This is a genomic window from Gemmobacter serpentinus (assembly GCF_008973825.1).
GTDB lineage: Bacteria > Pseudomonadota > Alphaproteobacteria > Rhodobacterales > Rhodobacteraceae > Gemmobacter > Gemmobacter serpentinus.
This window is the reverse complement of sequence record NZ_WCHR01000016.1, coordinates 37,146-57,350: the sequence shown is the minus strand read 5'-3', so window position 1 is coordinate 57,350 and position 20,205 is coordinate 37,146. Positions and strand designations below refer to the sequence as shown.

Sequence of the window (20,205 nt, the reverse complement as noted above, 5' to 3'; positions counted from 1 at the left end):
GGCATGAAGGTCGATATCGGGGTTTTCGCCCATAATGAGGCGGCGGGCATCGGTGGCATGGTCGCGGGCCTGCTGACGCAGGACATGGGGGCCTTTGACGTGCGCATCCTTGTGCTGGCCAATGGCTGCACCGACCGAACCGCCGATCTGGCCCGCGCTGCGGGTGCCGAGGTGGCCGACCTGCCTGATGGCGGCAAAAGCCGGACATGGAACCGCTTTGTCCACGATCTGTCACGCGCCGACGCCGATATCCTGATCTTTGCCGATGCCGATATCGCGCTGCCCGAGGCGGATGCGCTGCGCCGTCTGGTGGAGGGCTTGCAGGCGCAGCCCGGACTGCATGTGATGAATTCCCGCCCCGTGAAGGATATCGTGGCGCGTCCCGATGGCCTTGGCTGGCAGGACCGCTTGATCGCCATGGCGGGCGGCACGCTGGATGATTGGCGCAAGGCGATTTGCGGCCAGCTTTACGCGATGCCTGCCGCGCGGGCGCGGGCGCATTGGATGCCGGTCGGCCTGCCGGTCGAGGATGGCTTTCTGCGCGCCATGGTGCTGACCGATACGCTGACCGTGCCGGAAGACCTGTCGCGCATCGATGGTGGCGATATCTGGCATATCTACGAATCGGAGCGCAGCATCCCGGCGCTGATCCGGCATCAGGTGCGGATCGTCATCGGCTCGGCCATCAATATGGCGTTGTTTGAAACAATCCGGGCGCTGCCTGCGCCTGCCCGCGCCGGGGCCTTGCAGCAAGCGGCGGCGCAACCCGGATGGCTGGGCGATGTGATCCGTGCCCGGCTGCCGCGCTGGCCCGATGGCTATGTGCCACTGCATTTCCTGACCAAGCGCAGCCAGAATCTGTTGCGCGACCGGGCAAGGCTCTTGACGCCAAAGGGAATTTTGCTGCTTTGCGCGGGCTTTGGGTTTGATCTGATTGTTTATGTCATGGCGCAAATCCGCATGGCTCGGGGCACCGGCGCCGGGCATTGGTAGGGCCCTTTGCCGCATTCCGGCGGGCATTGGGGCGGGAATGTGGCGAAGATGTGGCATTGTCCCGGTCGGGGGGATGATCACGCGCGCATTCCCCCTCGGGTATCGTTGCCGTCCTCTTTACGATAAAATCGCCTAAGTAAGAGTGGATTGCAGGTGCCTCTATGCAGGCGCTGCGGTGCTGTTGCGTTTTGATTTGGCAATGTGACGGATTGATATGACCGATCGGCTGGTGCAGCCCGCGGAGATCGCGGAAACGGATATCGCCATTGTTGGCATGGCGGCGCATCTGCCCGGTGCGGCGTCGATTGTTGACTATTGGGAAAATCTGCGCGCAGGCGTCGAGAGCATCCGCCATCTGTCCGAGGCCGAGCTTCTGGCCAATGGCGAGGCACCCGCCAAGATGCGCCACCGCAATTATGTGCCCGCAGCCGCAATCCTGGATGACTTTGCGCATTTCGATGCGGACTTCTTCGGCTTTTCCCCGAAAGAGGCCGCGATCCTTGACCCGCAGCATCGCCAGTTCATGGAAGTGGCCTGGGAGGCGTTGGAGAATGCGGGCCATACGCCTGAGGGCTTCAAGGGGCCAATTGGCGTCTATGCCGGCTGCGGCATGGGGTCGTATTTCTATTTCAACCTGTGTTCCAACCGCGATCTGGTTGAAAACACCGGCATGTTCCTGTTGCGCCATACCGGCAATGACAAGGATTTTCTGGCGACCCGCGTCAGCCATATCTTCGACCTCAAGGGGCCGTCGATCAATGTGCAGACCGCCTGTTCCACCAGCCTTGTTGCGGTGCATTACGCGACGCAGGCCCTGCTGAACGGCGAATGCGACATGGCGCTGGCTGGCGGCGTCACCATCGAGCTGCCGCATGGCCGGGGCTATGTCTTCAATGAGGGCGAGATCCTGTCGCCCGATGGCCATTGCCATGCCTTCGATCACCGCGCGCAGGGCACCGTCTTTGGCTCTGGTGCGGGCTGCGTGGTGCTGCGCCGGGCGGTCGATGCGATCCGCGATGGCGATCATATCTGGGCGATCCTGAAAGGCTCTGCCGTCAATAATGACGGGGCGGCCAAGGCCGGATATCTGGCCCCATCGGTCGAGGGGCAAGCGCGCTGCATCGCCGAGGCGCAGGCGATGGCGGGCGTCACATCTGACACGGTGGACTATGTCGAATGCCATGGCACCGGCACCTATTTGGGCGACCCGATCGAGGTGGCGGCGCTGACCCAGGGCTTTGCCGAAAGCGCGCAAAGCGTGGGCACCTGCCGCATCGGCAGCGTGAAGACCAATATCGGCCATCTGGATACGGCCGCGGGGGTTGCAAGCCTCATCAAAGTGGCGCTGTCGCTGCATCACCGCGAGATCCCGCCGACCTTGGGCTATGAGGCCCCGAACCCCGCGATTGATTTCGAGACCTCGCCCTTCCGGGTGAATGACCGGCTGACGGAATGGGCGGCATCCGCCCATCCCCGCCGCGCGGGCGTCAACAGCCTTGGCGTGGGGGGCACCAATGCCCATGCCGTGCTGCAAGAGGCGCCCTTGCGCCCGGCATCCGAAGACAGCCTCTGGCCGTTCCAGCCATTGGTGATTTCTGCCAAATCCAAGGCGGCACTGGACGGGCAGGCGGTGCGCCTTGCCGCGCATCTGCGTGCGCACCCGGAACAGCCGCTGGCCGATGTGGCCTATACGCTGAAGGAAGGCCGCCGCGCGTTCGAAAAGCGCCGGGTTCTGGTGGCTGCGAGCCATGCCGAGGCCGCCGATCTGCTGGAAGGCAAAGACCCCCGCCGGGTGTTCAGCCATGACTGGCTGGGCGATGACCCCGAGGTCATATTCATGTTCCCCGGCGGCGGCGCGCAATATGCGGGCATGGCGCGCGATCTGTACGAGACCGAGCCGGATTTCCGCGACTGGATGGATCGCGGCCTGGCGATCCTGCAACCGAAGCTCGACTATGACATTCGCGCGCTTTGGCTGCCCGAACCGGGGGCCGAGGCTGCGGCGGCGGAGCGGCTGAAGCGCCCCTCGGTGCAGCTGCCGCTGATCATGATCACCGAATATGCGCTGGCGAAGACCTATGAGGCCTGGGGCGTGACCCCCGCCGCGCTGATCGGCCACTCCATGGGCGAGAACACCGCCGCCTGTCTGGCGGGCGTCATGTCGTTCGAGGATTGCATCGGCCTTGTCCATCTGCGCGGGCAGTTGTTCGATACCGTGCCGCCGGGCGGCATGTTGTCGGTGCCGCTGGATGAAGCCAGCCTGCGGCCGCGCCTCACGGGCGATCTGGATATGGCATCGGTCAATGCGCCGGGGCTTTGCGTGGTCTCCGGCCCCGATACGGCGCTGGCCGCGCTCGCCGCTGACCTTGCGGCGGAAGAGATCGAGACGCAGCGCATCCAGATCGACATTGCCGCGCATAGCCGGATGCTGGAACCCATTCTGGCCCGCTTTGCCGACTATCTGCGGGGCATCCGCCTGAATGCGCCGCAAGTGCCGGTGATCTCCAACCGGACCGGGCTGCCGCTGACCCCGGAACAGGCCATGAGCCCGGATTACTGGGTGCAGCATCTGCGCGGCAGCGTGCTGTTCCAGCAGGGCATGGCTTGGCTGATGCAGGAACCCGGCCGGGTCTATATGGAAATGGGGCCGGGCCGCGCGATGTCGTCTTTGGCGCAGGCCAATGGCGTGGCGGGGGGCCAGGTGATCCCTGCGCTGCGTCACCCGGAGCAGAAGATTGCGGATGACGCCTGGCATATGGGCAGCATCGCCCGGCTTTGGGCCTGTGGCGTCACGGTCGACTGGTCGCAGATCTGGGCCGATGCGCGACGCAACCGCCTGCCGCTGCCGGGCTATGCCTTCCAGCGCAAACCCTATTTCATCGAACCCGCCGCCCCGCAGGCGGTTGAGGCCGAGCCGCTGCCGATGAAGATCGGCGATCTGGCGCAATGGGGCTGGCAGCCGGTATGGCGCGCCCGCGCGGTGGACGAATCCGACGATGCCACCCTGCATAGCTGGCTGGTCTTTGCCGATGAGGCGGGGCTTGCCAGCCCGGTCATCGCGGGTTTGCGCGCGGCGGGTCATCACGTCACCACGGTGCGCACGGGCGATGCCTATGCCCCCGATGGCGCGGGCGGCTTTATCCTGAACCCCGAACGCGGGCGTGAGGGCTATGACGCCTTGATCCGCGATCTGGTGGCCTCGGGCCATGCGCCCGACCGGATCGCACATTTCTGGCTGGTGACGGAGCGGGAAAGTTTTCGCCCCGGTTCCAGCTTCTTCCATCGCAATATCGAACAGGGCTTCTATGCGCTGATGTTCCTGGGCCAGGCGATGGTCGCGGAAAATCTGCCGCGTCCCATTCATGTGACCGTGGTGACCTCGGGTGCCGCGCAGGTGAAGGAAGAGGGCCTGCCCTATCCGGAAAAGGCCACCATCGCGGGGCCTGCCAAGGTCATGCCGCGCGAATTGCCGGGCCTGACCTGCGCCGCGCTGGATGTGGTGCTGCCCGTGCGGCCCAAGGGCTGGCGCGCCAAGGCCGATCCGGCGGCGCTGGATCATCTGGCGGCACAGGTGTTGGAAGATCTGCTGGCAGAGCCGGGCAACCGTGCCGCCGCCCTGCGTGGCGAAAAGCGGTTTGAGCGGGGCGTGAAGAAGCTGCCGCTGCAACCGGCTGGTGCGCTTGATCTGCCTGACGGGGCGCCGGTACTGATCACCGGCGGTTTCGGCGGCATTGGTCTGACGTTGGCCGAGAAACTGGCGGTGACGGCGCGGGCGAAGATCCTGCTGATCGCCCGCCGGGATCTTCCGCCCCGCGACCGATGGGCGGCGCATCTGGCCCGTCATGGGGCGGGCGATCCGATCGGGCGGCGCATCTTGGCGGTGCAGCGGCTGGAAAGCCTTGGCGCGCAGGTGATGGTCGCCCGCGCCGATGTCTGCAATACCGAGGAAATGCGCGCGGCCATTGCTTCAGGCGAAGCTGCCTTTGGTCCGATCCGGGCGGTGATCCATGCGGCGGGCGTGGTCGATGACGGCCCCTTGCTGACCAAATCCCCTGCCGCGGTCGAAGAGGTCTTTGCGCCCAAGCTGCATGGCACCCATGTGCTGAATGATCTTTTCCCCGACGGGAAGCTGGATCTTCTGGTGCTGTTTTCCTCCACCTCCACCGTGACCGGGCCTGCGGGGCAAGTCGATTATGTGGCGGCGAATGAATACCTGAACGCCTATGCGCAATCTCGTCAGTCCGGGCGCACCCGCGTTCTGGCGCTGAACTGGGGTATCTGGGCCGATGTCGGCATGGCGGCCGAGGCTTTGGCGGATCGCAATGGCAGCCGCCCGCCCGCGCCGAAGCTGCCGGTGGCGCGGCCGATGCTTGACAGCTCCACTTTCGATGCGACCGGCGCGCGGCTGTTCGAGAAGCGGCTTGATACCCAGGCCTGGATCCTGGATGGGCACCGCACCAAAGATGGCGCGGCGCTGATCCCCGGCACCGGCTATCTGGAGATTGCAGCCGAAGCCGCCGCCGAAGAGGGCTGGGGCAATTTCGAATTGCGCGACCTGATGTTCTTCCGCGCGCTGGACGTGGCGGATGGCACCGCGCGCGAGATGCGCCTGCGTCTGACCCCCTCGGATGAGGGGTTCGGGTTCGAGATCCGTTCCGGCTATGAGATGCGGGGGCGGCAGGGCTTTGCACTGAACGCGCAGGGGCGGTTGATGCCGCTGCGGACGCCTGCGGCATCGGTGGATCTGGCGGCGATTGCCGCCCGGATGGGGCCTGCGCAGGAAGACCCGCGCGGCATCCGTTCGCCACAAGAGGAACATCTGAACTTCGGGTCACGCTGGCGCGTGCTGCATCGTATGGCGCTGGGTCAGGGTGAGGGGTTGGCGATGCTGACCCTGCCGCTGGCGGCGCAGCCCGATCTGGCACAGGGCTGGCTGATGCATCCGGCATTGCTGGATCTGGCGACCGGCTGGGCCATGGGGCTGATCGACGGCTATCGCCCCGATCACCTCTGGGTGCCGGTGTCCTATGGCCGCGTCCGGGTCTGGGGGCCGCTGCCCGCACGCCTGCACAGCTGGGTGCGCAATGCCGCGGCCAATCGTGGCGCGGGGCCGGTTGCGGTCTTTGACATCACGCTGGCGGACGAGACGGGCCGGGTGCTGGCCGAGATCGAAGGTTTCACCATCCGCAAGCTGGATGCGGGCTTTACCCATGCCCCGCCCGCCGAGCGTGATCTGGAATTTGACGTGATTGAGGGTGCCAAGGCATCCTCGCCCCAGGAAGAACGCCTGTTGCACAATCTGGGCCAGGGTATCCGGGCCGAGGAAGGGGCGGATGCCTTCCTGCGCGCGCTGTCAACGGGTGCCGCGCAGGTGATCGTATCATCGCTGGATCTGCCCGCGTTGATCCGTCAGGCCGATCAGGTCGAGGCCGCGCGCGTTGAGGGCCAGACCTTCGCCCGTCCTGATCTGGACAGCGATTATGTCGAGCCGAGGAATGACATCGAACGCACGCTGGTCGGATTCTGGCAGGATCTGCTGGGCGTGGGGCAGGTGGGCGTCGAGGATGACTTTTTTGCCCTTGGCGGCCATAGCCTGATCGCGGTGCGGCTGTTTGCCATGGTCAAAAAGGCGTTTCGCGTCGATTTCCCGATCTCGGTTTTGTTCGAGGCCCCAACCATTGCCGGTTGCGCGGCATTGATTGAGGAGCGCATCGGGCCGCAGGATGGCACGGCCCCGAAAGCCGCAGCCCCGACCCGCCGTTTCAACCATCTGGTGTCGATGCATGAAGGGGCGGGTGGCTCCAAGCAGCCGTTCTTCCTTGTCGCAGGTATGTTCGGCAATGTGCTGAACCTGCGGCATCTGGCGCAGCTTCTGGGGGGGGATCGCCCGTTCTACGGGTTGCAGGCGCGCGGGTTGTTCGGCGAGGACGCGCCGCACCAGACCCTGCCCGATGCCGCCCGTGACTATATCGCGGAGCTGCGTCAGGTGCAGCCGCAGGGCCCCTATCTGCTGGGGGGCTTTTCGGGCGGTGGCCTGACCGCTTGGGAAATGGCCCGCCAGCTGGAGGCCGAAGGCGAGGAGGTTTCGCTTCTGGTCCTGCTCGATACGCCGCTGCCGATGCGCCCGCCGCTGTCGCGGCTGGATCGCGGGCTGATCAAATGGGCCGAGCTGAAGGCGCGCGGCCCGGGCTATCTGCTGGATTGGGCCAAGGCCCGCTGGGCATGGGAGCTAGAGAAACGCCGCCCCAAAGCCGCGACCGAGGTGGCGCACCAGTTCCACAATGCCGAGATCGAGGCCGCCTTCCGCGCCGCCCTGCCGATCTATGCCCTGCCGCTGCGCAAGGGGGCGACCGCGCTGTTCCGACCGCCGCTGGATCTGCGCTGGCAGGTGTCGAACGGGCAATGGGTGTCGGGTGCCAAGGAATATGTCTTTGCCGACAATGACCTGACCCGCTTTGCCCCGGCGCTGACCGTGCATGAGGTGCCGGGCGATCATGACAGTATGGTGCTGGAACCCAATGTCCGCGTATTGGCCGCCCGCCTGCGTGATGTGATCGCGGGCATCGAGGCGCAGGACGCCACGCTGCGCGAGGCGGCCGAATAGATGGCGACGGTTCTGACGGTCATCCTGAACTGGCGCACGCCGGAGATGTCGCTGCGCTCCTGCGCGGCGGCGCTGGACGCGATGCAGGGCGTGACCGGGGCGATCATGCTGGTTGACAACGATTCCGGCGATGGCTCGTTCGAGGCGATGCAGGCCGAGGTCGCAGCGCGCGGCTGGGACAAGGGCGTGGTGCCGGTGCGGGTGCTGCAATCGGGGCGCAATGGCGGCTTTGGTGCGGGCAACAATTACGGGATTCTTGCGGGGCTGCCGCCGGAATTTCCCGGCGGGACACGGCCCGATTACGTCTATGTGCTGAATTCCGACGCCTTCCCGGAGCCTGAGGCGATCTTGCGCCTGCATGACCACCTGGAGGCGCATCCGCAGACCGGCTTTGCAGGCAGCTTCATCAAGGGCGAGGACGGAGTGCCGCATCACACCGTGTTCCGGTTTCCGTCAGCCTTGGGCGAATTGGAGGGGGCCGCCCGTTTCGGCCCGATCTCGCGGCTGTTGCGGCGCCATATCGTGGCGATGCCGATCCCGGATCAAAGCTGCCGCGCCGACTGGATGGCGGGGGCCAGCGTGATGATGCGGCAGGATATGCTGGATCGCATCGGCCTGTTTGATGAGGAATTTTTCCTGTATTATGAGGAAACAGACCTGTTCCTGCGCGGCGCGCGCGCGGGCTGGACGGCCGATTATGTGCGCTCCTCCGTGGTGGTCCATATCGGCTCGGTGACCACGGGCATGAAGACCTGGACCCGGATCCCGACCTTCTGGTTGGATAGCCGCCGCCATTATTTTACCAAAAACCACGGGCATATCGGGTTTGTTCTGGCCACGCTCGCTCAGGTCGCGGGGGGGGCGTTCTGGCGTTTGCGGCTGCTGGTGCAGCGAAAGGACCGGGGCGATCCGCCGCATTTCCTGCGCGATCTGATCCTGCATCATATGGGCAGGCGCGGACGGAACAGGGCGGGGGCAACCCGCGCCAAGAATTAGGTCTGCTCCGGGCTGTCGGGGCATCGCTGCCCGTCTGGGTGGCAAGGAGTGTATGATGAACCCGTTTTCCTGTGTGCTTGTCGGCAATGAAAGCCTGACCCGCGAATGCGGCGAGATGTGGCTGGCGCGTGGCCACCGGATCGACGCATTGGTCACCCGTAGCCCCGAGGTCGCGGCATGGGGCACCGGGCGCGGGTTGACGGTCATCGCACAGGAAAAGGGTTGGGAAGCCGCGCTGCCTGATGCGGTGGACTGGCTTTTGTCAGTGGCGAATCTGTCGCTGATCCCTGACGCGGCCTTGGCGCGGGCGACACGGGGTGGGGTCAACTTCCATGACGGCCCTTTGCCGCGCCATGCCGGGCTGAATGCGCCGGTCTGGGCCATCATGGGCGGCGAGGCCGCGCATGGGATCACCTGGCATCGCATAAGCGGCGGTGTGGATGAAGGTGACATCCTTGTACAGCGCCTGTTCCCGATTGCCGCGACGGATACGGCGCTGACCCTGAACACCCGCTGCTTCGAAGTGGCGCTGGACAGTTTCCCGGATCTGATGGCGGCGCTGGAAAGCGGCGCGCCGGGGCGGCCGCAGGATCTGTCGCAGCGCAGCCTGCATCTGCGCGCGGATCGTCCGACGGCGGCGGGGCGGATCGACTTCACCCAAAGCGCCGAGCAGGTTGCGGCGCTGGTGCGGGCGCTGGATCATGGCACTTACTGGAACCCGCTGACCACGGCCAAGCTCTGGGATGGGCGGCGCCATGTTGTCGCGGGCGGGGCAGAGGTCGTGGCGGGCACGGGTGTGCCGGGGCAGATTCTGAGCGCGGCTGAGGATGCGGTGACGGTGGCCTGCGGCAGCGGCGCGGTGCGGCTGACGCGGCTGACCTGTCAGAAGGGATTTCCGGTTTCCGGGCACAGCTTGCCCAATCCGCTGGCCTCGCCCAGCCCGGCCAATGCGGCGGCGCTGACCCAGGCCCTGGCGTCGGTGGTGGCGCAAGAGGGGGCCTATCGCAAGGCCCTGCTTGCGCTGGACCCTGCCGAGGTGCCGGGGGCCATTGCCAGCAGCGCCCCGGAGTTCTGGCAGGCCATCCCCATGGCGGTGCCCTCGCTGGCGGTGGCGGCGCGTGGCCTGTTGCGGCTTTCGGGCAAGGCCGAGGCCGATCTGGCCTTTGGCACCTCGCATTCCACCCATGGCATTCTCTCGGATTGGGTGCCGCTGCGCATCGAGGCGTCCGGCCCCTTGCCGGAGGCTGCGGCACGCAGCGCGGCGGCGATCGCCAAGGCCGAGGCGCATCCGGCCTTTGCACTGGATCTGCTGGCGCGGGATCGGCGTCTGCTTGGGCTGAAGCCCCCGGGCTTCGGTATCGACGTCACGCCAGTGCCGGGCACCGTGGTCACGCTGACCCCCGAGGCGCTGCATTTTGACGCAAGCCGCCTGCCCCGCCCCGAGGCCGAGGCGATGGCGGCACGGCTATCCACCTTTATCGCGGCGGCGAAGGGTGACGCGCTGGTGGAAACCCTGCCGATGCTGACCGAGGTTGAGCGTGAAGCCGCGCTTTACGCCCCGAACCACACGCAAAAATCCTATGACGCCAATATCTGCATCCATCAGGCCTTTGAGGCGCAGGTGGCGCGCAGCCCCGATGCCGTGGCGGTGGTGTTTGAAGGCCAAAGCCTGACCTATGCTGCCCTCAACGCCCGCGCCAACCGCGCAGCCCATGTGCTGATCGGCATGGGGGTGGCCCCCGGCACGCTGGTGGGCCTGCATTGTCGCCGCTCGCTTGATCTGCTGGTGGGGGCGCTTGCGATCTTCAAGGCGGGCGGGGCCTATGTGCCGATGGACCCGGCCTACCCTGCCGAGCGCACCGCGCTGTTCATCGAGGATTCGGCCTGCCCGGTGATCGTGACGCAAAGCGCGCTGGAGGGTGCCCTGCCCGCGCATCAGGCGCAGGTCCTGTGCCTTGATACCGATAGCCGTCTTGGCCTTGCGCCGGAAACTGACCCGCAAAGCGGGGTCACCGGGGCCGATCTGGCCTATATGATCTACACCTCGGGCTCCACGGGGCGGCCCAAGGGCGTGATGGTCGAACATCGCAACGCGGCCAACTTCTTTACCGGCATGGATGATCGCATCGACCGTGATGCAGGTGCGGTCTGGCTGGCGGTCACCTCGCTGTCTTTCGACATTTCCGTGCTGGAGCTGTTCTGGACATTGGCGCGCGGCTTCAAGCTGGTGCTGACATCGGATGAGAACCGCGCGCTGGTGTCCAATGGCCGCATCGGTTCGGCGAAGGGGATGGAGTTCTCGCTCTATTACTGGGGCAATGACGATGGTGCAGGCCCGAAGAAATACGAGTTGCTGTTGAATGGTGCGCGCTTTGCCGACGAACATGGCTTCTGCGCGGTCTGGACGCCGGAGCGGCATTTTCACGCCTTTGGCGGCCCCTATCCGAACCCGAGCGTGACCGGGGCTGCGGTGGCTGCGGTGACCAAGCGTATTGGTGTGCGGGCGGGATCGGTCGTGCTGCCCTTGCACCATCCGGCGCGGGTGGCCGAAGATTGGGCGGTAATTGACAATCTGACCAATGGTCGGGCTGGGCTTGCCATCGCCTCGGGCTGGCAGCCGGATGATTTCGTGCTGCGCCCGGAAAACACCCCGCCCGACAACAAGAAGGCGATGTTGCAGGGCATTGACCAGCTGCGCCGGATGTGGCGCGGCGAGGCGGTCGATTTCCCCACCAAGTCAGGCACTTTCGGTGTGGTGACGCAGCCGCGCCCGGTTTCGAAAGAGATCGAGCTTTGGGTGACCACGGCGGGCAACCCCGCGACATGGCGCGAGGCGGGCGAGATCGGTGCCAATGTGTTGACCCACCTTCTGGGCCAAAGCGTGGATGAGGTTGCGGAAAAGATCGCGATCTATCACGCGGCGCTGCGCAAGGCGGGCCATGATCCGGCGAACTTCAAGGTTACCCTGATGCTGCACACCTATGTCTGCCGCGACCGCGAGCAGGCCCGGCGCGTGGCGGAAAAGCCGATGAAGGATTATCTGGCCGCAGCCGTCGGTCTGGTGAAGCAATATGCCTGGGCCTTCCCCGCTTTCAAGAAACCGGCGGGCGTCGACAATCCGATGGATATCGACCTGCGCAGCCTGTCAGCCGAGGAAAACGATGCGATCCTCGATTTCGCCTTCCAGCGATACTTTGAGGATTCGGGCCTGTTCGGCACGGTCGAGGATGCGCTGGATCGGGTGGAAAGTCTGAAACGGATCGGCGTGACCGAGGTCGCCTGCCTGATCGATTACGGCATCGCCCCCGAAGTGGTGATGGAGGGGCTTTACCCGCTGGCCGAGGTGCTGCGCCGCGCCAATGCGGGCGGGCAACCGGCAGCCGATGATTATTCGATTGCTGCGCAGATCATCCGTCACAAGGTCAGCCATCTGCAATGCACGCCGTCGATGGCGCGGATGATCCTGATGAATGACGAGGCCGGGGCGGCGCTTGGGGATGTGAAGACCCTGATGCTGGGCGGCGAGGCGCTGCCGGGTGCCTTTGTGCGCGATCTGCGCAAGGTCACCCAGGCACGCATTCTGAACATGTATGGCCCGACCGAGACCACGATCTGGTCCACGGTGGAGGAAGCGGGCGCGGGCGAAGGTGTGGTGAATATCGGCACGCCCATCGCCAATACTCAGGTCTATGTGCTGGATGATCGTCAGCAGCCGGTGCCACCCGGCACGCCGGGCGAGTTGTGGATCGGCGGCGATGGCGTGACGCGCGGCTATTGGCAGCGCGAGGATCTGACGGCGGAACGCTTCCTGCCCGATCCTTTCGTGCAAGACGGCGCCTGTGCCTGGGGGCCGCGCATGTATCGCACCGGCGATCTGGTGCGTCTGCGCAGGGACGGCAAGCTGGATTACCTTGGCCGCGCCGATTTCCAGGTGAAGCTGCGCGGCTACCGGATCGAGCTGGGCGAGATCGAAAGCCGGCTGGAGGAGCAGCCGGGCGTCACGCAGGCGGTTGTTCTGGCGCGCGAGGATCAGCCGGGCGATTTGCGGCTGGTGGCCTATTTCACCGGCAGCGCCAGCGAGGCCGGGTTGAAACCCGCGCTTGCCGCCAGCCTGCCCGACCATATGCTGCCCGCGCATTTCGTGCGGCTGGATCACTTTCCCCTCACGCCGAACCGCAAGGTCGACCGCAAGGCATTGCCCGCGCCGCAAGTGGCAATGGCAGAACCCGTGACCCATGTCGCGCCGGAAACCGATCTGCAATCGCAGATCGCCGCCGTCTGGCAAAAGGTGCTGAACGTGCCGAAGGTCGGCGCCAAGGACAATTTCTTTGCGCTGGGCGGGCATTCCCTGCTGGCGGTGCAGGCGCATCGGGAATTGCGCGATGGCTTGGGCCTGACCAAACTGTCGATCACCGACATCTTCCGCTTCCCCGTGCTGTCGGCGCTGGCCGCGCATCTGGGCGATGCCGCGAAGCCTGCAGTCGCGCCGGTGCGCGCAGCCCCCGTGGCTTCAGGGGTGGCCCCGGCATTGGCCCCGGAGACCGTTGGCACCAACAACCGTGCCGATGCAAGGATGGATGCGATGGCACGGCGGCGGGCGCTGCGGTCTGGCCGTGACGGCTGATCTGATCGCGCTGGAAAGGACCGCCATACGCTTTCACAGGAAGATCAGACTGATACTGGGCCGTTGGGTGACGGTGGTGGGGCATTTCCCGATACTTGTGACGCTCTGATCTTTTCGCGCGGGCCCAGCCGGGCTATGCAGGCCCCATGCGACAGACCCTGACCGAGATCTACGAATCCCGGGTGGCCGATGGCCGCCTGCGCGCCGATCCGGCGCAGCGCGCCGTCCTGCCCTTGCTGGAGGATCTGCGCAGCTGGCTGGAACAGAATGCCCATCGCAAGACCGGCCTGTTTGCCGGGCTGTTCGCCAAGCCGGTGACGCCGCCCAAGGGGCTTTATCTTTGGGGCGGGGTCGGGCGCGGCAAATCCATGGTGATGGATCTGTTTGTCGAAAACCTCGACATCACGCGCAAGCGCCGGGTGCATTTCCATGCCTTCATGCAAGAGATCCATAAGGGCATGTATGCCGCCCGCCAGACCGGGGTGGATGATGCGCTGAAGCCCGTCGCCGATGCGGTGGCGAAAGAGTTGCGGCTGCTGGCCTTTGACGAGATCCAGATCACCGACATCACCGATGCGATGATCGTGGGGCGGCTGTTCCAGATGCTGATGGATCAGGGCGTGGTGATTGTCACCACCTCCAACCGGGTGCCGGAGGATCTATACAAGAACGGGCTGAACCGCGCGCTGTTCCTGCCCTTCATCGCCTATATCCGCGACCATTTCATCGTGCATGAACTGGCCAGCCCCAATGATTACCGCCAGCACCGCCTTCTGGGGGCGCAGGTCTATTTTTACCCGTCCGGCCAAAGCGGGGCCGCGATTGACGCGATCTGGAATGATCTGTCGGGCGGTGCCCTTGGCGATCCGCTGGTGCTGGAGGTCAATGGCCGCAAGGTCGAGATGCCACGCTTTGCGAATGGTGTGGCGCGCGCGACATTCTGGGATCTTTGCGCCAAACCGCTCGGGCCCGCCGATTATCTGGCGCTGGCCAGCGCGGTCCGGGTCTTGATCCTTGAGGATATCCCGCAGCTGTCCTCGTCGAATTTCAACGAGGCCAAGCGGTTCGTCACGCTGATCGATGCACTATACGAGGCTAAGGTCCGGCTGATCTGTTCCGCCGCCGATGTGCCGGAGCGCCTTTACCTTGAAGGCGCGGGGGCGTTTGAATTTGAACGCACCGCCAGCCGCCTGCGCGAGATGCAGGATGCGGCATGGGGTCAGCAGGCGGATGCCGAAGGGGCAGAGCCGGGCTTGCCCTGAGCGCCCGGTCGGCGCATCCTGCCCCCGTCTTGACCGGAGGTTCCGATGCGCCCTTTGCCATCCCTGTTCTCGCTTGCGCTGGTGGCGCTGCCTTGCAGCCTGATGCCCGCTTGGGGCGATACGATCACCGCAACCTCGCAGGTGACGGCGGTCACGCTTTATCCGTCAGGGGCAGAGGTGACGCGGGTCTTGCGGCTGGATCTGCCTGCGGGCCAGCATGAACTGCGCATCGCCGATCTGCCGCAGGGCCTAGATCCCGGACTGATCCGGCTGGGCGCGGCGGCGGGCACCGATCTTGGGGCGTTTTCGTTGCAACAGGACGGGCTTGCCCCGGGTGAGACCGTGGCGCTGCCTGATCTTGATGCCGCTGTGGCCGATGCGCGGGCGGCGCGGGATGCGGCGCAATTCGCTATTGATTCCGTGGGTGCCCGCATCGCCGGGTTTGACGCGCGTGAAGGCTTTTTGCGTGGCTTGGAAACCGAGGCCACTGGCCAAAGCGTCGAAAGTATCGCCGCCCTGACCGAAGCCGTGGGCAATGGCGTGCGCGCGGCGCGCGAGGCGGCTTTGCAGGAACAGGCCACGCTGCCGCCCCTTGTGCAGACCTTGACCGAAGCGCAGGCCCGGTTGGAGAGGGCCGAGGCCGCGCAACAGGCCGGGCGCGACCGGCAGGCCGGAAAGGCCCTGTTGTCCATCGCAGTGGAGCAGGCAGCGGCTGGCGCTGCCGAGGTGACCTTGCGTCATTTTGTCGTCGATGCCGGGTGGCGCCCGGTCTATGATTTTGCCCTGACCCGCCAGCCCGCTCCGCAGGTCACGCTGTCGCGCGGTGTTTTGGTCAGCCAGTCCTCGGGCGAGGATTGGAAGGATGTGGCACTGGTTTTGTCCACCGCGCGGCCCACCGACCAATCTGCCCCGTCGGACCTGTGGCCTGAACTGCGCCGGATCGGCCCGCCGGAGCCGCCGATGGTGGGCGCTCCGATGGCGGGCGGGGCGATGATGGCCGATGCTGTGGCCGCCGAAGTTGCGCCGATGGCCAAGAATGCTGCGCTGGAAATGCAGGGCGAGATCGTCACCTATCGCGCGCCGGGCAACGTCAGCGTGGCAACCGGCGTGCAGGATCTGCGCATCGCGCTCAGCGAGGTGGTCTTGCCCGCGCAGATCGAGGCCCGCGCGGTGCCGCGCTATGATCGCACGGCCTTTTTGATGGCGACGGTGACCAATGGCACCGAGGCCCTGCTGCCGGGCGACGCCTATTACCTGCGTGACGGTGCCCTTGTTGGCGGCGGTGAGCTGGAGATGACGGCGGCAGGGGATGAGCTGGAACTGGCCTTTGGCCCGATTGACGGGCTGCGCCTGACCCGCGAGATGCCACGCAATTCCGAAGGCGATGCCGGGATGTTCAGCTCTGGCACCGCGCGCAGCGAGGTCGCGATCTTGAGGGTCGAGAACCTGACCACCGAGGATTGGAACCTGCATGTGATCGATCAGGTGCCCTATTCGGAACAGGACGATCTGAAGATCACCTATAGCGCCAGCCCGGCCCCGGACGAGACCGAGCCGAAGGGAAAGCGCGGGCTGCTGGGTTGGCACTTTGATCTGGCGGCAGGGGCCACACAGGAGATTTCGCTGGAAACCGCCTTGCGCTGGCCCGCCGGGATGGAACTGCGCTGATCCAAACGAAAGGGCCAGACCCGTGCAGGTCTGGCCCTTTTTCATTTCGTGTCAGCCTAGGTTTCAGATCGCGACAAAGCTGTTCAGCGCCGGGTCGAACTGTTCCAGCCCGCCTTCGCCGATATCGTTCCAAAGCCCATGCAGGGTCATCAACTCGGCCTCCACCGCTTCGCGCACGAAGGGGAAGGTCATCAGGTTCTCAAGGCTGACCAACACCGCCTGCTTTTCCAGCGCCGGGCCGCGCGCATCGGCGGACAGGTGGCTGACCCTTTCATAGCCGGGGCGCAGGATGTCCATCCAGCGGCCGACAAAGCTCGATTCCTCCAGCAGCGCCGGGGCATGGCCCGAGCACATGTCATCGCAGCCCTTCACGCCGCCGCAGCCGGAATGACCGATCACGATGATATGGGCGACCTTCAGTGCTGTCACCGCATATTCCACCGTGGCCGAGGTGCCGTGGTTGCGGCCATCGGGGCTGTAAGGCGGCACGAGGCCCGCGATATTGCGGTGGATGAAAAACTCGCCCTCATCCGCGCCGAAAATCGAGGTGACGTGCTGGCGCGAGTCGCAGCAAGAGATGATCATCGCGCGGGGGTGCTGGCCACCATGGGCCAGACGGCGATACCAGGCCTTGTTGTCCTGGTATGTGGTGGCCTTCCAGCCATGGTAACGACCGACAAGATATCCGGGCAATGGTTTCGCTTGGTCCATCGGTGCCTCCGTCTGGTTTTCGCCTTCTCTATGCTGCGATTGCAGAAAATTCGAGAGATTTCTTTGCCCCGCTTGCAACCATTTGTTCAGCGTCCGGCTGCAAGCTGTCGCTTGGGTGTATTCAGAATGTCGGGTGTCACAATGTTGGGCAAGGTGACGGTCTTGCGACCGAAAGATCGGCTGCGCCAGAATGCGGAGCCGGTGGCCGCGATCTATCGCGATCTGGGCACCGCGCAGGCGGAGCAGGTGGTGACGCGGGCCTTGGGCGAACTGGCCCTGACCATGTCGAGCCTTGCCACGCAGGTGCGGGCGCGCGATCTGCATGATCTGGGGCGGCAGTTGCGCCGTCTGCAGCGCATGTCGGAACAGTTGGGCATGATCAGCCTGGGCCAAGTGGCGGGGGATCTGCGGCTCTGTCTGGATCAGGGCGATTCCACCGCCTTTTCGGCGGTCTGGGCGCGGCTGTTGCGGGTGGCAGAGCGGTCGCTGGTGGTCGACAAGGATCTGCTGGAAACGAGCTGACTTGCGGGCGGCGGCGAATGGGATAGGGTTTGCCGCAAAGGAGACCGCCCGATGCCCCCCGTTTTTGCCGATCCGAACCTGCCTTCGCGCGCCTTGCATGTCGTGGCCCCCGAGGGGCTGGAAGACTGGCTTGCCACCCAGCCCGCAGGTGATTTTCTGCGCGCTGCGGGGTTCAAGGCAGGTTTGGGCGAGCTGGCGCTGATTCCCGGGGAGGGCGGCGTGGTGGCGGCAGTGATCGGGCTTGGCTCTGTGCAGGCGCGCGCGCGGCAACGTTTCGGTCTGGCCAAAGCGGCAACCGCCCTGCCACCCGGCATCTGGCACGCCGAAGGCATCCCCGCCGATCTTGCGCCTGAATCCGCGCTTGGCTGGCTTTTGGCGCAGTATCGCTTTGATCGCTACAAACCTGTCACCGCCGAATTGCCGCGCCTGAAATGCCCGGCAGGTGTCAATGAGGCGCAGGTTCTGGCAATGGCGGCGGGCGAATATCTGACCCGCGACCTGATCAATACCCCGGCACAGGACATGGGTCCGGCAGAACTGGCCGAGGCGTTTCTGGCGCTTGCCGCCCGGTTCAACGCCGAGGCAGAGGTGATCGAGGGTGCGGCGTTGGAACAGGGCTTCCCGATGATCCATGCCGTGGGCAAGGGATCGGACCGCGCGCCGCGTCTGTTGTCGCTGCGTTGGGGCAAGGCCGGGCCGTTGCTGACACTGGTCGGCAAGGGGGTCTGTTTCGACACCGGCGGGCTGGACCTGAAACCTTCCTCGGGCATGTTGCTGATGAAGAAGGATATGGGCGGCGCGGCCACAGTGATGGGGCTGGCGCAGATGATCATGCAGCTGGATCTGCCGCTGCGCCTGCGCGTCATCGTGCCTGCCGTGGAAAACAGCGTTTCGGGCCGGTCGATGCGCCCGAAAGACATCCTGCGCTCTCGCAAGGGTCTGACGGTTGAGGTCAATGACACCGATGCCGAGGGGCGGTTGGTTCTGGGCGATGCCCTCGCCTGGGCCACCGAGGAAGCGCCAGAGGTGCTGATATCGATGGCCACGCTGACGGGTGCCGCGCGCATCGCGGTTGGCCCCGATCTTGCGCCCTATTACACCGATGATGAGGCGATGGCGCAGGCGTTGGAGGCAGGCGCGCGGGCGGGGTCGGATCCGGTCTGGCGGCTGCCCTTCCACAATGCCTATGAAAGCGTGATCGAGCCGGGGATTGCCGATCTCGACAATGCGCCGGGCTATGGCTTTGCCGGGTCGATCACCGCGGCACTGTTCCTGCGCCGTTTTGCGGATCACCCGCGCTATATGCATTTCGACATTTACGGCCATACCCCGAACGAGGCCCCGGCGCGGCCCAAGGGCGGCGTGGGGCAGGGTGCGCGGGCGCTGCTGCTGGGCCTGCCCGCCATGTTGGGGATTTGAGCAATGGATCGCCGGCTGACCCCCGCCAATGCGCGTGCCGCGCTGGAATCCCTGCGCGGCAAGGTGGATGCCCCGCGCTTCGTTGCGGGCGAGGCGGCATCGGTCGCGGTGCCGTTGGCCGATCTGCTGAAGGCCCCGGCGGGCGGGCGCGACCGGCAGGTGATCCGGGGCGAGGCCGTGACGGTGATCGACCGGCACGAGGGCTGGGCCTTCGTGCAGGCGGCGAAGGACGGGTTCTGCGGCTATCTGCGCGAGGACCAGCTTGGCGGGGCACTTGCGGCGACGCATTGGGTGGCGACACCCGGCACCCATCTTTATGACGGGCCGAAGGTGCAGCATCGCGAATTGGCGGCGCTGCATATGCACGCGCGGGTGCAGGTCACCGGGATGCAGGGCAACTGGGCCGAGACGCCGCAGGGCTTTGTGCCCGCGATGCATCTGAAACCGCTGGGCCAGTTTCATGATGACCCGGCCAGCGTGGCGCAGATGTTTCTGCGCACGCCCTATCTCTGGGGTGGCAATTCGCGCGCGGGGATCGATTGTTCCGGTCTGGCGCAGGGGGCGTTCCTTGCCTGCGGCATTCCGCTGCCCGGCGACAGCGATCTGCAATCCGCCTGCGGCACCGAGATTCCCGAGGGCGCGCCCTTGCAGCGCGACGATCTGCTATTCTGGAAGGGGCATGTCGCCATTGCGCTGTCACCCAGCCACATGATCCATGCAACCGCCGCCTATATGGCCGTGGTCGAGGAAGAGACCGAGGCCGCCATTGCCCGCATCATTGCCGGCGGTGACGGGCCGGTGACGGGGCGGCGGCGGTTGGGCTGATGCCCCGTCAGTCGATCGGCTTGATCATCTTGCGGTCGAAAAAGCGCAGCAGTGCCGCCAGTTCGTGCCCGCGCCGCAGGATCTGCCCGCCCTCGCCCAAGACAGCGTAAAGCCCTTGCTTCATCCGCAGCCTGGGGCGCTTTTCAATGCGATAAAGCGGCACCTCTGCTGCGCGGCGGAAGATGGAGAACACCGCGACATCACGCATGGCAGCGATGCCGTAATCACGCCATTCCCCGGCAGCAACCATACGTCCATAGACTGACAGGATCGCGCCCAGCTCGTGCCGGTCAAAGCTGACCACTTCAACGTCTCGCGGCGTGAAGGGGATGGGCTGTGGCGGGATGGGCGGCAGCATCGACATGGCAAGATGCTGACATCTCGGCGACATGAAATCAACACCTGCGCCGCGTTGGGGCTTTGGCCCGATGCCGCGGCGCTTTGCAATGATACGGGGCTGCGTGTTCCATGTGGTCTGCATATCGGCCCGGCGCGAACTTAAATCCCGGCCATCGATCGCATCCAGTATCGTGATCGGCCCTGATGGTCAGCGCAGACCAGACCTCCACAGACCCGGAGCC

Annotated in this window: 11 protein-coding genes; 9 read left to right on the top strand and 2 right to left on the bottom strand. The window is 65.5% G+C overall.

Annotated elements, in window-relative coordinates:
• The first annotated feature begins 3 nt into the window (after window positions 1–3).
• The 6 genes from GBJ34_RS08520 to GBJ34_RS08495 all read left to right on the top strand — a co-directional run bounded on the left by GBJ34_RS08520 (window position 4) and on the right by GBJ34_RS08495 (window position 16,147).
• Window positions 4–993: a glycosyltransferase gene (locus GBJ34_RS08520; protein WP_151718845.1), complete on the top strand. Its 990-nt coding sequence runs from the start codon at window positions 4–6 to the stop codon at window positions 991–993.
• 214 nt (window positions 994–1,207) lie between these two features.
• Entirely contained in the window at window positions 1,208–7,597 is a 6,390-nt protein-coding gene (locus tag GBJ34_RS08515; protein ID WP_192931152.1) for a type I polyketide synthase, read from the top strand.
• Window positions 7,598–8,593, top strand: coding sequence for a glycosyltransferase (locus tag GBJ34_RS08510; protein WP_151718843.1), 996 nt, complete (start codon window positions 7,598–7,600; stop codon window positions 8,591–8,593).
• Window positions 8,594–8,648: 55 nt separating this feature from the next.
• The gene (locus GBJ34_RS08505; RefSeq protein WP_151718842.1) at window positions 8,649–13,217 is read left to right on the top strand and encodes a MupA/Atu3671 family FMN-dependent luciferase-like monooxygenase; all 4,569 of its coding nucleotides are present in this window, start codon (window positions 8,649–8,651) and stop codon (window positions 13,215–13,217) included.
• 146 nt (window positions 13,218–13,363) lie between these two features.
• Window positions 13,364–14,479 carry a cell division protein ZapE gene (gene zapE, locus GBJ34_RS08500; protein WP_151718841.1) on the top strand — a complete coding sequence of 372 codons (1,116 nt, stop codon included), beginning with the start codon at window positions 13,364–13,366 and terminating at the stop codon, window positions 14,477–14,479.
• Window positions 14,480–14,524: 45 nt separating this feature from the next.
• Window positions 14,525–16,147, top strand: a complete 1,623-nt coding sequence (locus GBJ34_RS08495; protein WP_151718840.1) for a DUF4139 domain-containing protein — start codon at window positions 14,525–14,527, stop codon at window positions 16,145–16,147.
• Between the two features lie 63 nt (window positions 16,148–16,210).
• Here GBJ34_RS08495 and GBJ34_RS08490 read toward each other — a convergent pair whose 3' ends face one another.
• Window positions 16,211–16,858, bottom strand: a complete 648-nt coding sequence (locus GBJ34_RS08490; protein ID WP_151718839.1) for a carbonic anhydrase — start codon at window positions 16,856–16,858, stop codon at window positions 16,211–16,213.
• 126 nt (window positions 16,859–16,984) lie between these two features.
• Between GBJ34_RS08490 and GBJ34_RS08485 the strand changes: the two genes are divergently transcribed.
• From GBJ34_RS08485 to GBJ34_RS08475, 3 genes are read left to right on the top strand one after another with little or no spacing between them, the layout of a single operon-like run.
• A complete protein-coding gene (locus GBJ34_RS08485; RefSeq protein WP_226341098.1) occupies window positions 16,985–17,380 on the top strand; it encodes a hypothetical protein in 396 nt (131 codons plus the stop codon).
• A gap of 51 nt (window positions 17,381–17,431) precedes the next feature.
• A complete protein-coding gene (locus GBJ34_RS08480; RefSeq protein ID WP_151718838.1) occupies window positions 17,432–18,799 on the top strand; it encodes a leucyl aminopeptidase family protein in 1,368 nt (455 codons plus the stop codon).
• 3 nt (window positions 18,800–18,802) lie between these two features.
• Window positions 18,803–19,624 (top strand): C40 family peptidase, encoded by an 822-nt coding sequence (locus GBJ34_RS08475; RefSeq protein ID WP_151718837.1) that lies wholly within the window; start codon window positions 18,803–18,805, stop codon window positions 19,622–19,624.
• 7 nt (window positions 19,625–19,631) lie between these two features.
• Here GBJ34_RS08475 and GBJ34_RS08470 read toward each other — a convergent pair whose 3' ends face one another.
• On the bottom strand, window positions 19,632–19,988 hold the full coding sequence (locus GBJ34_RS08470) for a DUF2794 domain-containing protein (protein WP_151719151.1): 357 nt from the start codon (window positions 19,986–19,988) through the stop codon (window positions 19,632–19,634).
• Window positions 19,989–20,205 lie beyond the last annotated feature (217 nt).

What these genes read in the sequence shown, in the direction of transcription:
- GBJ34_RS08490 (WP_151718839.1), bottom strand. Translation starts at nt 16,858, where the DNA reads ATGGACCAAGCGAAACCATTGCCCGGATATCTTGTCGGTCGTTACCAT.
- GBJ34_RS08485 (WP_226341098.1), top strand. Translation starts at nt 16,985, where the DNA reads ATGTCGGGTGTCACAATGTTGGGCAAGGTGACGGTCTTGCGACCGAAA.
- GBJ34_RS08480 (WP_151718838.1), top strand. Translation starts at nt 17,432, where the DNA reads ATGCCCCCCGTTTTTGCCGATCCGAACCTGCCTTCGCGCGCCTTGCAT.
- GBJ34_RS08510 (WP_151718843.1), top strand. Translation starts at nt 7,598, where the DNA reads ATGGCGACGGTTCTGACGGTCATCCTGAACTGGCGCACGCCGGAGATG.
- GBJ34_RS08470 (WP_151719151.1), bottom strand. Translation starts at nt 19,988, where the DNA reads ATGTCGATGCTGCCGCCCATCCCGCCACAGCCCATCCCCTTCACGCCG.
- GBJ34_RS08505 (WP_151718842.1), top strand. Translation starts at nt 8,649, where the DNA reads ATGAACCCGTTTTCCTGTGTGCTTGTCGGCAATGAAAGCCTGACCCGC.
- GBJ34_RS08495 (WP_151718840.1), top strand. Translation starts at nt 14,525, where the DNA reads ATGCGCCCTTTGCCATCCCTGTTCTCGCTTGCGCTGGTGGCGCTGCCT.
- GBJ34_RS08520 (WP_151718845.1), top strand. Translation starts at nt 4, where the DNA reads ATGAAGGTCGATATCGGGGTTTTCGCCCATAATGAGGCGGCGGGCATC.
- GBJ34_RS08515 (WP_192931152.1), top strand. Translation starts at nt 1,208, where the DNA reads ATGACCGATCGGCTGGTGCAGCCCGCGGAGATCGCGGAAACGGATATC.
- zapE (WP_151718841.1), top strand. Translation starts at nt 13,364, where the DNA reads ATGCGACAGACCCTGACCGAGATCTACGAATCCCGGGTGGCCGATGGC.
- GBJ34_RS08475 (WP_151718837.1), top strand. Translation starts at nt 18,803, where the DNA reads ATGGATCGCCGGCTGACCCCCGCCAATGCGCGTGCCGCGCTGGAATCC.